The organism is Methylobacterium sp. 37f (genome assembly GCF_023093475.1).
Lineage (GTDB): Bacteria > Pseudomonadota > Alphaproteobacteria > Rhizobiales > Beijerinckiaceae > Methylobacterium.
Genome location: NZ_JAGHKN010000003.1, coordinates 214,269 through 226,711, shown reverse-complemented (window position 1 = coordinate 226,711; position 12,443 = coordinate 214,269). Strand labels below are relative to the sequence as shown.

Genomic DNA, 12,443 nt, shown 5'->3' with positions numbered 1-12,443 from the left:
GGGGAGAGGAGGCGGGCGGCGCTGCCACGGGCGCTGCGGCCGGCGGTGGTGCCGGCGCGACGGGCGCTGGTGATCCGGTCGTGCCGGTCGTCCCGTCGCCGGAATTCGACACGGGCTCCTTGACCGGCGTTGGCGCCGGGGTTTCGGCGGCCGCGGAGGCGGCCAACAGGGTGATCGTCGCGGTGGCGATCATCCGGACAGTTCTGAACACGCGCGTTCCCCGGTTTGTGCGTCTCGCCGGCCTGACACAATGGCAGCTTGAGCGGCGGGTTCCGCCCGATGGCGGCTCCGGTCTCATTGCGCGTGGACCAAGGCGAAGTTGTGGATGGACGTTTGGCATGGATGGGTGGGCGGGAGCGGCCCTCGATCGCTCGTCGCCAACCGGGATTGGCTGCGGGCAGTCGGGAGGGTAGGGCGCAAGAACCGGACCGGTCCGTGGCGACCCCGTTCCTGCAAGCGCACTCTCGCACCGGGGGAAGCGTGGCCGCAATGCCCCGGGCGACATCCCGCCCGCCCGTGTCTTTCAAGTTGGCCTCCCGCAGGTTCCCGTCTCAGAAATTCGCACCTCTCACATTCGCGTCGTGCAGGATTCGCGTCGCGCAAAATTCGCGTCTTGCAAAATTCGCGTCTTGCAAGATCAGCCCGCGGGCACGAGCGGTTGTCCCGGCGTCACCCGGCGGCGCCGTCTGGTTTTCGACAAGACCACGTCGTAGAGAGGCCATCAGCTCAAGTGGGTGGCCCGAGGTGGTCGCCGGTGTTTCGAGGACCTGCAGCCGATGTCCCTTCCGTCCAAAGCCTGCGCCGTCGCGCTCGTTGCCGCTGCGCTCGCCGGGTGCCAAGCCCTCGGCGGAGGCGGCGGGGTGATGCCCGAGACGGAGGTCGGGCCGCCCCCCTCCATGCGCGGCACCGTGCCCGGTCCTCAGCGTGGCCGCGCCGCCCAGATCGACCCGGACGACGCCGCGCCCCAGACCTCGCCGACGCGCCGCCTCAACATCCCGAACGCCTCCGGCGCCCAGACCCGTTCGGCGGCGAACGAGGAGCGTCGCGTCCGCCGGGAGGACATCGAAGGCGAGACCAACAGCCGGTCGAGCTCGGGTGGCCTGGCGCCGCAACTGAGCCAGGGCGGCGGCGTCGGCCTCGGCGGCAAGTTCTGACCGGGCGACCCGTCCGCCAGAAGGGGTTCGCCGGCGCCGCCCGTGACGGACGGGGGCTGCCGGTGTCCCCGAGATGCAGGGCTCCCGTGTCGGGTCGGGCGGTTCCACCGGGCCGCGTGCGGCGCTAGATCGTCGGGACGGTGGAGGTCGCGTCCACCGGGAGCCTTCCCGCGTGTCCCCGAATTCCACCTCCCCTGCCGATCCCGCCACCGCTGCCGGACCACGCCGGCGGATGCGGGCGGTCGCGTTCCTGCGGGGACGCGGAACGCTGACCAATCCGGGGCTCGACCTCACACGCCTGCCCATCGGCCTCGATCCCCGCGGCCTGAGCCTTCTCGACGGGATCCGGGCGGCCCTGGCCTTCGGCCTCGTCATCCTGCTGCACGAGTGGGTGGCGTGGCCGCCGCTGCTGACCGTGGCACTCGCCGCCAACCTCGCCTGCTTCGCCGATGCGGGCGGTCCGATGCGCTCCCGCCTCCTCGTGCTCACGTTGTTCTCGCTGCTCGGTGGAGTGATCTGGGGGCTGTTCGGCCTGATGCAGCCGTTGGGGCCGGGGCCGGTGGTGCCGCTCGCCGGCATCGTCATCTTTGCCTGCACCTATGCGCGGGTCTGGGGCGTGCAGGCGCAGTCCGCCGGCAACGTCCTGGTCCTGGTGCTGTGCTTCGCCCTCGATCGGCCCCTCAGCCCGGACCAAGCCCTGGTGGCGGGACTCGTCTTCAGCGCCGGCGGCCTGTGGGCGACGCTCCTGGCGCTTCTCCTGTGGCGGCTCCATCCCTACCGCCCGACCCACCGCGCCGTGGCCGAGGTCTGGCGCCGTCTGACCCGCCTCTGCGACGACCTGGAGGACCTTGCCTCGCCGGCCAGCCCCGAAACGCCCGGCACGCGGGCGATGCCGCAGGACGGCCATCGCCAGACGTCCAACATCAAAACTTCCGACATCCAGACTTCCGATATTCAAACTTCCGATCCCCACGCCTCGGACCTCCAGATCTACGACCCCCAGATCATCGATCACCAGGCTTTCGACCGGCATGCGCGCGCCCATCGCCGGGGCGTACGCGAGGCCATCGAGCAGGCCCGCACGGTGATCGTCGATCTTGCCCGCAGCCGAGAGCGAATTTCGGATCGGACGGCCCAGGCCCTGATCCGCCTCGAAGCGGCCGAGCAGATCTTCGCGGCCCTGATCGCCGTGTCCGACCTCATCGAGAGCGAGCCCGATCCGCGCCGGCGGCGCATGGTGCGCCGGTTCCTGCGCCGCCTGCGCCCCCTCCTGGGCGTCATCGCCCGCGCCATCCGCGACGACAGCGTGGTCGATCTCGCCCGCCTGGAGCGCGCGATGGATCGCAGTACGCGGCGCCTCGCGCATGATCGCAGCCTGCACGAACTGGCCACGCGCATCCTCGATCGTGTCCGGATCGGAGCCAAGCTCTCGACGCCGGACGGCTATCGCCCCGGCGGCGCCCTGCTGGGCCGTGCCAGCCTGCCCCTGGGGACCCGCTTGCGCGAGCCCCTCGCCACCAACTTCACGCTGGCCTCGGCCAACCTGCGGCACGCCGTGCGGGCCACCGTGGTGGCGGCGCCGGCCCTGTGGGCCACGCTGGTCTGGTCGGGACCGTTCGCGCACTGGCTCACCATCACGGTGGTGCTGACCATGCAGCCCTTCTACGCCGCAACCTGGCAGCGTGCGCTGGAGCGCATCGGCGGCACCGTGCTCGGCGGCCTGATCGGCGCCGCCCTCGCGGGTGTCGCCACCACGCCGCTGGCGCTCGCCGCCCTGGTATTTCCTTTGAGCATCGTCGGCTTTGCCGCGCGCCAAGTGAGCTACGGCGTGTTCATCGCCTGTCTGACGCCGCTGGTGGTTCTCCTCGTCGAAGTGATCGAGCCGGGGCACGGCTCGTGGGAGGTGGTCGGCATGCGCGCCCTGCTCACCCTGCTCGGCGGTGCCATAGCGGTGGCGAGCGCCCTGGTGCTGTGGCCGATCTGGGAACCCGACCAAGTTCGCCTCGAATTGCGAAAGGCGGTTCGGGCCCACGCCGCCTTCGCCCGCGCGGTACTCTGCGCAGGCCCAGAGGCGGAAGCGTCCGGCCTGCGCGCCCAGGCCTCCCGTGGCGCGGGCCTCGCCCTCAACGATCTGGAGGCGGCCCTGGCGCGCGCCCTGCAGCAGCCCCGGGCGGGACGCCACCCGCAGGTGGAATCCGCCATGGTCGCCGACGCCACCCTGCGGCGGATCTCGGCTCGCCTGACCGCCCTGCGCTATGCCGTCGAAACGGCGGAGCCCGAAGCCCTGGCCGCCTGGAGCGGCTGGGTCACCGTCACCCTGTCGAGCCTCGGTGGAGACGGGGCGATGCCACCGATGCCGACGGCTCCGCGCAGCGATGGACTGAGCCGACTCGTCGCCCAGGTCGAACTCCTGGCCGAAACCCTGAACCCCTCCACCAGGCGGGGGGCCGAGACTCCAACTCCGCAGATCCTGCCGGGACATTGACGCGGCGCTCGCTCGATCCCGGGAAGTTGTCGGGTCGGCCGTGGCGACCCGGACCCGAGCGGTACCCGGAACCGCATGTCGGCACTGGCTGAGCCGGGCTCGGCCTCTGTGGCTCGGCCTCATCGGCGCTGCGATTCGCAGCCGGACCTCCGGCCGTGCGGATCCCTGATAGGACTGTCACCGATCGGGCACACTCGACGCGCCGGAGAGCCATACTGGGTCCGCCGTACCGGTAAAAATGAACCGGGATCACAGGACGCCGGCACACTTAATGCAAAATTAACCATTTCCTTAAAGAAACATTGTTAACGCAAAACGGCGGGCGGCAGCGAATAGATCCCAATAGAGGATCTGCTGCGAAAGTATCATCAAGCAAAACCAGGATGCCGAGAGCGAACAACGAAGTCGCTCCGCATCCAAGGTGATCGTCCGCCGGATTTGCCCAACAATTCGTTTTCGGCGGGGCGCTGAAATGTATATCGTTGTGGATGAGAGACAGGCCGTTGCCGCCGAGTACGTGGCAGGTTTCGGTGCGCAGGCGGTTCCGGCCCGTAGCAGCAACGCCGACGAGTTTCTCGTCTGGCTTGCGGGCAATCCGACCGACAGCCTGAAGGGGATCGTGCTCGGCGAATGCTCCGATCGGGCCAGCCGGACCGCCGCGATCCGCAGCCTCTCCCAGGCGCCCATCATCGCCCTCAACGAGACCCGCTCCCTGGAGCAGACCCTCGATCTCTTCACCGCCGGCATCGACGACGTCGTGCGCCGCCCGGTCCATGTCCGCGAAATCCTAGCCCGGGTCGAGGCGATCCGCCGGCGCGGCATCCGGGGCGAGATCCAGGCCCCCCCTGCCCAGGACCGCAGCGGCCGCCTCAAGGTGTTCGCCGACGGACGTGATCCTGAGATCGACGGCGCCAGCCTGATCCTGCCGCGCCGCGAGCGCCACATCCTGGAATATTTCGCCAGCCATCGCGGCCGCCAACTCAGCCGGACGCAGATTTTCAACGCCGTCTATGCCGACCACGGCAGTGACGTCGAGGAGAGCGTGGTCGAGGGCCACATCAGCAAGCTGCGCAAGAAGCTGCGGATGCGCCTTGGCTACGATCCGATCGAGGCCAAGCGGCTCGCCGGGTACACCTTCATCGGCTGATCCGGACGGCCGGTCCGAGGCCGACGCCGGAGACGCCGTTCTGAAACCAGAAAGGCCACGCCCCGTCGCGGAGGCGTGGCCTTTCTGCGTGAGGCGCCCCCGGTCCATCCGGGGGCGCGGTCGGGTTTTAGCGGAAGAGCGAGAGGATGCCCTGGCTGGAGGAGTTGGCGATGCTGAGGGACTGCACCGCCAGCTGCTGCTGGGTCTGCAGGGCCTTGAGCTTGGTCGACTCTTCCTCGATGTCGGCATCGACCAGGATGCCGATGGTGCGGTCGTTGGCCTTCATCAGGGTGTCGACGAAGGTCTTCTGGCCGTCGATCTGGGTCTTGTTGGCGCCGAGCTTGGTGCCCGAATCCGTGACCTTGGCGATGGCCTTGTCGACCTGCGTGATGAGCGCGCTGAGAGCAGTGTCGCCCGAGGTGCCGACCATCTGCGAGATGTCGACGTTGGCGACCGACACGCTGGTGGCGTTGTCGATCGAGTCGAGGATGCCGCGCGCCACCGTGGTGCCGGCATCGGTGCCGTAGCCGACCCGCACGAGGGAGGCCGAGACCAGATCCGTACCCGTGGTCGCGCCCGCGGTGAGGCCGAAGCCCGCCACATCGGCGCCGCCCAACGTGATGGTATTGGCGGTGCCGGCGCTGTTGAGGCTTCCCTTTTCGGGGGTCGCGACCGTGAACTTGGTCGCGGCGAACGTCACGGTGGCCTTGCTGCCCTGATCGGCCAGTTGCTTGTTGATCATCGCGGCAACGTCGGCGCCGTTGACGGCGGTGTTGGCGCCCGAGGTCGCCGCAGCGCCGAGAGCGGTGAAGCTCGCGGCGTTCAGGGTAACGGTCTTGGCCCCGTAGCCGTCATTGATGGTGAGCACCTTCGTGTTCGTGCCGCTCAGGTCGAAAGCGGTGTAGGCGCCGCCGGTCACGCTGGGAGCCGCGAGGTCCGTCGCGGCCGCGAGACCGTAGCCGACGTCCACCAGAGCCTTGCCGCCGGTGACGGTGCCGGCCTCGATGGTCATCTTCGTGGCACCGCCGGTCGCGGTCGAGGTGAAGGTCAGGCGGCCCTGCGTATCGAGGTCAGCCTTGACCTTGCCGGCGAGATTAGCCGAAGCGGCGATCTGGTTATTGAGCGCGCTGAGGAATTCCTCCGTGGTGACTTTCGTCAGGTCCGCCGCTGCCGAAGCGAGGGTCTCCTTGTTGAGCTTGATCGTATCGTTCACGCCGCCGATGGTGATCTTGATCGCAGACTCGGCGGTGCCGCTGAAGTCGGCGGTCCCGCCCCGCACGAAGGCCGCGGTGCCGGTCAGCGAGTTCGCCGCGGACACGACGGCCTTCGTCGCCGTGGTGGTCACGCTGGTGCTGTTGGCGTCGAACAGCTTGATGTTGTTGACGTCGACGTTGACCTTCGAGAAGTTGATCGCGCCGCTCGGATCGCGCGAGAAGCCCGCGACGACGTTCTGGATCGGCTGATAGGCGGTGTTCGAGGTGGCCGAGTTGACCGAGAGCCAGTTCTGGCCGCTCGAGTTCGACGAATCGGCCGTGGCCTTCATCTTGTTCTGGATCGCGGTGATCTCGGTCTGGACCTTGGAGCGGTCGACGCCGGGCTGCAGCGCGGTCTGCAGCTTGGCGCGCATGTTCTGCAGGTCGGTGATGATGCTGTTGAGGCCGTTATAGGCGGTGTCGACGGCCGACGAGCCGAGGCCGAGCGAGTCCTTCACGGCGGAGAGCGAGGCGTTGTCGGTGCGCACCGTGGTGGCGATCGACCAGTAGGCGGCGTTGTCGGAGGCGTTCGAGACCCGCTGGCCGGTCGAGACCCGGTTGCTCGTCATATCGAGCTGGGTGTTGATGCTCTTGAGGGTCGTCAGCGCCGTCATTGCGGCGTTGTTGGTCAGCAGGCTGGTCATTGCGAGGATGTCCGGTTGACAGGAATTGCAAGGAATTCGTGTGTGTGGCCGCGCAGCAGGCCGCAAGGGCGGAAAGGCTTCATCGAGTAAAGCCAGGCTGCTGCTGTCTACATCCCGGATTCTCACCGGAGCGGTGGGGCGACATCATGTCTATAGGTCCACGAAACCTATCCACCGCGTTCGCATCGAGGAAGCTTTGTTCCCTCTTGGGACAGTCGCTTGCCGATGAAGCGAATATGCCCGCTCCGGATTAGCAGGAGCTTAAGGCGACCGGTCCCGGCCTGTGCCCGGATGCGCCGGGCCGGTATGCCTGGGGACAACCCGGCGCCTAACCCTCGGCCAGGAAAGTCACGCCGGCGAAATCCGCCCGCTGCCAGCGCAACTGGACGGTGACGGTGCGCAACGCGTCGCCCGCGATCACCAGGTCGAACCGCTCGGGCAGGGAGGTCGGGCGCGGCAGGCGCAGACAGGCACCGGTCGGCGACAGGTCGCGGATGATGCAGGCCAGGAGCCGCTCCGGTCCCAGGACGATGCGCCCCTGCTGCAGGACGCGGTGGCGCTTCGGCGATGGACCACGCGCGGGCCTGTCCCCGCGAGAGACCGCCTCCTGCCAATCCGCCATCGAGGGTCCGCTCCCTTTATCAAGTGTCGTCGGGCATAGCCTCAGGCATCCGGTCTGTCGATGTCAGGGCATTAACCGGATCGTAACTATGATTTGAGAGTGTTTTGTCTCAATCGCCGGTCTTCTCATGCGGTGGTCATGACTGCGTCACTCACACGTCGTTCGGCATCCCCGCTTCCCCAGCGTCCGGGCTATCGCCGCCCATCCGCCGGAGCGGAGATCCGGCGCCGGTCCCGCGCCGCCGCAATCGAGCGGGCCGCGGTCGCGGTCTGCCTTGGGCTGGCCGTCGTCTCGGGAAGCTTCGCGGCCTATGCCATCACCGGCGCCTCGAACATCTACTCGGTGCAGCCGTTCCTCCCGGCGGGCGGTGGCGGCTTCCTCTTCAAGCGGGGCGCCGCCCCGGTGCGCGAGGCCGCCCTCGACCTCGATCCGACCACCACGGGTGCGTTGCCCGATCCCGTCCCGCTGCCCTCGGCACCGGAGCGGGCGGAATCATCGCCGAGCGCGCGCGGCGGATACGTCCTGCGCCGGGTCGCCGACGGCGCAGCGCTGATCGAGGGTCCCGAGGGCCTGCGTCAGGTGGTGCCCGGGGCGGTCCTGCCGGGCGCCGGCCGCATTCTGTCCATCCGCGCCACCGGCGCCGGCTGGGTCGTGATCACCTCGGAGACGATCATCGGGCCGACACCGCTGTGAAGCTCCGCCGATCCGGATTTCGTCGCCGCGTCGTGGAGGCACCAGCCTGCCGCAAGGAACCCGGTCCAGAGCGATCCGGCCCACAACGGGGAGAGTCCGCCCGGATCACCCTCGGCCCAGACACCGCCGGCCTCACCAGCGATCGCGCCCCGTCATGACCAGCACCTTCACCAGCTATTCGCTGCTCGCGCGTGACCTCGACGCGACCCTGGCGCGCAAGGCCAAGCAGCCCGACGTCGCCCGGGAGACGGCCTACTACAAGGCCAAGATCGCCGACGTGAAATCCATCGACGACTTTCTCGGCGACCGGCGCCTCTACGCCTACGCGATGAAGGCCTACGGCCTCGAAGACATGACCTACGCCAAGGCCTTCATGCGCAAGGTCCTGACCGAGGGCGTCACCGATCGCACGGCCTTCGCCAACCGCCTCGCCGACGACCGCTACGTCGCCTTCGCCAAGGCTTTCGACTTCAAGACCTACGGCGCCTTCACGACGACGCTCGCCGCCGCGACCACGGACACCACCGCCGCCTATCTGCGCCAGAGCCTCGAAACCGACGCGGGCAGCGAGGACGCCGGCGTCCGCCTCGCGCTCTACTTCGCCCGCATCGCCCCGACGGTGTCTTCGGGCTACGGCGTGCTCGGCGATCCGGCCCTGTCGCAGGTGGTCAAGACGGTGCTGGGCCTGCCGGACGCATCGTCGTCCGAAGCCATCGCCCGGCAGGCCGCGATCATTGAGAAGCGGGTCGACCTCACCAGCTTCAAGGACCCGGTCACGCTGCAGCGCTTCGTGCAGCGCTTCACCGCGATCTGGGATGCGCAGAACAACGCCACCTCGGCCCCGATCCTCAATCTGTTCGCCGATTCGAGCGCGCAAGGCCTCGACGCGAGCCTGCTCCTCAGCCTGCAACGCATCCGCCTCGGGAGCTGACGCGCCATGCAGAACGCACTCTACGTGGCGCTCTCGGCCCAGGTCGCCCTGGACAAGCGCCTGAACGCCGTCGCCAACAACGTCGCCAACCTCTCCACCAGCGGCTACCGGGCGGAGGACACCAAGTTCACCGCCCTCCTGGCCCAGGCGAGCAAGGGCGCGGTGGCCTTCGCGTCGTCGGGCGACACCTATATCTCCCAGCGCGCCGGGCCGACGATCAAGACCGACAGTCCCCTCGACGTCGCGGTGCAGGGCGAGGCTTGGTTCGCGGTGCGCGGCGCCAACGGCCCCGTCTACACCCGCGACGGCCGCATGACGATGGACCCGCTGGGCCAGCTGCGCAGCCTCACCGGGCAGCCGATGCTCGATCCGGGCGGTGCCCCGATCCTGCTCGACCCCCAGGCCGGCCCGCCCACGATCGGGCGCGACGGCAGCGTGTCCCAGGGCATCAATCAGGTCGGTGCCCTCGGGCTCTTCACCCTCGACCCGAAGGGCACGCTCACCCGCGCCGAGCCGAACGGCGTCACCTCCAACCTGCCGGCCCGTCCGGTCCAGGATTTCACCCGGATCGGCATGGTGCAGGGCTACGTCGAGGGCGCCAACGTCAACCCGGTCCTGGAGATGACGAAGCTGATCACCATCCAGCGCGCCTTCGAGAGCGCCGCGAACCTGTCGAGCGAGACCGAGACCACCTTTTCGGGGGCGATCCGCTCCTTGAGCCCGCAGGGCTGAGCCGATGACCGATGTCCTCGACCGCCTCGGCGCGGCCCTGGCGACGGGCCGCGAGGCCCTGCCGCTCGTGCGCGTCGGCGGCCGGATCCAGGAGGTCACCGCCAGCGCCGCCCGCATCGCCGGCGTCGCGCCGTTCATGACCCTCGGCGACCGCATGGGCTTCCTGGCCAACGGACGCGAACAGATCGGCGAGGTCGTGCGCGTCGATGCGGCCGGGGTCACCGTGAAGCCGTTCGACAGCCGGATCGAGGCCGGGATCGGCACCTTGGCCTATCGCCTCGGCGACCCGACCCTGCGGCCCGATCCGGGCTGGAAGGGGCGGGTGATCGACGCCCTCGGGCGCCCCATCGACGGGCTCGGCGATCTCGTGCCGGGCGCCCGCGCCGTGCCGCTGGAGGCCGCCCCGCCACCCGCCATGGAACGGGCGCGGGTCACGACACCCCTGCGCACCGGCGTCCGCGCCATCGACCTGTTCACCCCCCTCTGCCTCGGCCAGCGCATCGGCATCTTCGCGGGCTCCGGCGTCGGCAAATCGACCCTGCTGGCGATGCTGGCCGGCGCCACGGGCTTCGACAGCGTCGTCGTCGCCCTGGTGGGCGAACGCGGTCGCGAGGTGCGGGAGTTCCTGGAGGGCGCGATGGCACCGAACCGGGCCCGGGCCGTCATCGTGGTCTCCACCGGCGACGAGAGCCCGATGATGCGGCGTCAGGCGCCCAAGATGGCCATGGCCATCGCCGAATCCTTCCGTGATGCCGGCGAATCCGTCCTGCTCATCGTCGATTCGGTCACCCGCTACGCCCATGCGGCCCGCGACGTGGCGCTGGCGGCCGGCGAGCCGGCGGTGGCGCGCGGCTATCCGCCGAGCGTGTTCTCCGACCTGCCACGCCTCCTGGAGCGCGCCGGTCCCGGCCTCGACGGTGCCGGTAGCATCACCGGCGTGTTCTCGGTCCTGGTCGACGGCGACGACCACAACGATCCGGTCGCCGATTCCATCCGCGGCACCCTCGACGGTCACGTGGTGCTGGACCGGGCCATCGCCGAGCAGGGCCGCTACCCGGCGATGCATCTCCTCGGCTCGATTTCGCGCCTTGCATCCGAGGTCTGGACGCCCGAGCAGCGCGAACTGGTGCGCCGCCTCAAGGCCATGATGGCGCGGTTCGAAGAGACCCGCGACCTGCGCCTGATGGGTGGCTACCGCGCCGGCGAGGATGCCGAGCTCGACCAGGCCATCCTCCTGGTCCCCCGCATCTACGAAGCGTTGCGCCAGGAGCCCGGCATGGCGGCGAGCCAGGACGCGTTCCTGGAACTCGCCCAATCCCTGCGGACGTGAGGCGGATCATGATTTCCGGTCCGAATTCAACCCCGCGCGCGCCCGGCGCCGCAGGGTCCAGCCCCGCGCAAGCCTGTCTTCCTTTAGTGCCCGCCAGCCGTCGCGCCGTGCCGCGATCCCCATCCTTGAGGTGACGTCATGAGTCTCATCAGCGTTTTGCGCACCGGCGTCTCCGGCATGAACGCCCAGTCGAACCGCATTTCCACGGTCGCCGAGAACGTCCAGAATTCGAGCACCACCGGCTACAAGCGCTCGGCCGCCGAATTCTCGTCCCTGCTGATCGAGGGCGCCTCGACGGCGAACTACACCTCCGGCGCGGTCGAGACCACGATCCGCCGCTCGATCGGCGCCGAAGGCCCGATCGCCTTCACGAGTTCGAAGACCGACCTCGCCATCGGGGGCAAGGGTTTCTTCGTGGTCCAGGACGAGAGCCAGTCGCCCTACCTGACCCGGGCCGGCAACTTCGTGGTCGACGGTCCGAGCGGCAACCTCGTCAATTCGGGTGGCTTCACCCTGCTGGGCTATCCCATCGTCGAGGGCAAGGAACTGAGCCCGGCCCTCAACAGCACCGATGGCCTGGTCCCGGTCAACATGGCGAGCCTCGGCCTGCGGGCGGCGCCTTCCGACGGGGCCGCCATCACCGGCAATCTCTCGGCCGATACGCCGGACAAGACCGGGGTCGTGTCGAAGGACAACTATTCCAAGAAGACGTCGCTCGTCACCTACGACAACCTCGGCAAGAGCGTGACCCTCGACGTTTACCTCAAGAAGTCGCCTGCGAGCGCGGCGGTTGCCGCTGACCCGACCGCCGTGCCGCCGGTCGCCGCTGCGCCGGCCGTTCCCGCCGACACCTGGACTGCCGTCGTCTACGGGCCGGACGACCTCCCCCTCGCCCCGCCGGCCGCCTTCACCTTTGGACCCAACGGCAAGCTGAGCAGCCCTGTCGAGCTCGCTGTCCCGGTCCCGGGCGGCAAGACCGTCACCCTCGACCTGAGCAGCACGACGCAGCTCGCCGGAGCCTACGACCTCAAGGGTACCGCCAACGGCCGGGCGCCCTCCGCCGTGACCGGGACCGAGTTCGGCTCGGACGGTGTCGTCTACGCGACCTATGCCGACGGCACCCGGGTCGGGGCCTTCAAGATCCCGCTCGCCGATGTGAAGAGCCCCGACAACCTGAATCCCCGCGCCGGCAACGTCTTCCAGACCACCCTCGAATCCGGCGACATCCAGATCGGCTTCGCCGGTCTCGGCGGCCTCGGCACCGTCAAGGCGAGCGCACTGGAGCAATCCAATGTCGACGTCAGCACCGAGCTGACCACGATGATCGAGTCGCAGACGGTCTACACCGCCAATTCCAAGGTGTTCATGACCGGCAACGAGCTGCTCGAGACCCTGATGAACCTCAAGCGCTGACGGAATGCCGCGCCGCGCCGGCGCGGTTGCTCACGTCCC

Annotated in this window: 10 protein-coding genes and 1 pseudogene; 8 read left to right on the top strand and 3 right to left on the bottom strand. The window is 69.0% G+C overall.

What is annotated here, in order from left to right:
* A pseudogene (locus J7U37_RS03755) lies at positions 1–193 on the bottom strand (DUF2147 domain-containing protein); the annotation flags it as partial.
* 583 nt (positions 194–776) lie between these two features.
* On the opposite strand from J7U37_RS03755, the gene J7U37_RS03750 reads away from it, so the two are divergent.
* The 3 genes from J7U37_RS03750 to J7U37_RS03740 all read left to right on the top strand — a co-directional run bounded on the left by J7U37_RS03750 (position 777) and on the right by J7U37_RS03740 (position 4,786).
* Positions 777–1,154 (top strand): hypothetical protein, encoded by a 378-nt coding sequence (locus J7U37_RS03750; RefSeq protein ID WP_056181490.1) that lies wholly within the window; start codon positions 777–779, stop codon positions 1,152–1,154.
* Positions 1,155–1,386: 232 nt separating this feature from the next.
* Positions 1,387–3,639 (top strand): FUSC family protein, encoded by a 2,253-nt coding sequence (locus tag J7U37_RS03745; protein ID WP_247634853.1) that lies wholly within the window; start codon positions 1,387–1,389, stop codon positions 3,637–3,639.
* Between the two features lie 472 nt (positions 3,640–4,111).
* Entirely contained in the window at positions 4,112–4,786 is a 675-nt protein-coding gene (locus J7U37_RS03740; RefSeq protein ID WP_056181484.1) for a response regulator transcription factor, read from the top strand.
* Between the two features lie 127 nt (positions 4,787–4,913).
* On the opposite strand, the gene J7U37_RS25075 is transcribed toward J7U37_RS03740, so the two are convergent.
* Entirely contained in the window at positions 4,914–6,683 is a 1,770-nt protein-coding gene (locus J7U37_RS25075; protein WP_282103580.1) for a flagellin, read from the bottom strand.
* A 328-nt stretch (positions 6,684–7,011) separates the two neighbouring features.
* The gene (locus tag J7U37_RS03725) at positions 7,012–7,305 is read right to left on the bottom strand and encodes a PilZ domain-containing protein (protein WP_056181477.1); all 294 of its coding nucleotides are present in this window, start codon (positions 7,303–7,305) and stop codon (positions 7,012–7,014) included.
* 138 nt (positions 7,306–7,443) lie between these two features.
* On the opposite strand from J7U37_RS03725, the gene J7U37_RS03720 reads away from it, so the two are divergent.
* The 5 genes from J7U37_RS03720 (at position 7,444) to J7U37_RS03700 (ending at position 12,404) form a co-directional block, all read left to right on the top strand.
* Entirely contained in the window at positions 7,444–7,998 is a 555-nt protein-coding gene (locus J7U37_RS03720; protein ID WP_247634848.1) for a hypothetical protein, read from the top strand.
* Positions 7,999–8,152: 154 nt separating this feature from the next.
* Positions 8,153–8,929, top strand: a complete 777-nt coding sequence (locus J7U37_RS03715) for a DUF1217 domain-containing protein (RefSeq protein WP_056181469.1) — start codon at positions 8,153–8,155, stop codon at positions 8,927–8,929.
* A 6-nt stretch (positions 8,930–8,935) separates the two neighbouring features.
* Positions 8,936–9,661: a flagellar basal-body rod protein FlgF gene (gene flgF, locus J7U37_RS03710; RefSeq protein WP_056181467.1), complete on the top strand. Its 726-nt coding sequence runs from the start codon at positions 8,936–8,938 to the stop codon at positions 9,659–9,661.
* Between the two features lie 4 nt (positions 9,662–9,665).
* Positions 9,666–10,991, top strand: coding sequence for a flagellar protein export ATPase FliI (fliI, locus tag J7U37_RS03705; protein ID WP_247634847.1), 1,326 nt, complete (start codon positions 9,666–9,668; stop codon positions 10,989–10,991).
* Positions 10,992–11,129: 138 nt separating this feature from the next.
* A complete protein-coding gene (locus J7U37_RS03700) occupies positions 11,130–12,404 on the top strand; it encodes a flagellar hook protein FlgE (protein ID WP_247634846.1) in 1,275 nt (424 codons plus the stop codon).
* The last annotated feature ends 39 nt before the right edge of the window (positions 12,405–12,443 follow it).

Bases quoted from the DNA above. Each gene is read 5' to 3' on its own strand.
- J7U37_RS03750 (WP_056181490.1), top strand. From the start codon at position 777: ATGTCCCTTCCGTCCAAAGCCTGCGCCGTCGCGCTCGTTGCCGCTGCG.
- J7U37_RS03745 (WP_247634853.1), top strand. From the start codon at position 1,387: ATGCGGGCGGTCGCGTTCCTGCGGGGACGCGGAACGCTGACCAATCCG.
- J7U37_RS03740 (WP_056181484.1), top strand. From the start codon at position 4,112: ATGTATATCGTTGTGGATGAGAGACAGGCCGTTGCCGCCGAGTACGTG.
- J7U37_RS25075 (WP_282103580.1), bottom strand. From the start codon at position 6,683: ATGACCAGCCTGCTGACCAACAACGCCGCAATGACGGCGCTGACGACC.
- J7U37_RS03725 (WP_056181477.1), bottom strand. From the start codon at position 7,305: ATGGCGGATTGGCAGGAGGCGGTCTCTCGCGGGGACAGGCCCGCGCGT.
- J7U37_RS03720 (WP_247634848.1), top strand. From the start codon at position 7,444: ATGACTGCGTCACTCACACGTCGTTCGGCATCCCCGCTTCCCCAGCGT.
- J7U37_RS03715 (WP_056181469.1), top strand. From the start codon at position 8,153: ATGACCAGCACCTTCACCAGCTATTCGCTGCTCGCGCGTGACCTCGAC.
- flgF (WP_056181467.1), top strand. From the start codon at position 8,936: ATGCAGAACGCACTCTACGTGGCGCTCTCGGCCCAGGTCGCCCTGGAC.
- fliI (WP_247634847.1), top strand. From the start codon at position 9,666: ATGACCGATGTCCTCGACCGCCTCGGCGCGGCCCTGGCGACGGGCCGC.
- J7U37_RS03700 (WP_247634846.1), top strand. From the start codon at position 11,130: ATGAGTCTCATCAGCGTTTTGCGCACCGGCGTCTCCGGCATGAACGCC.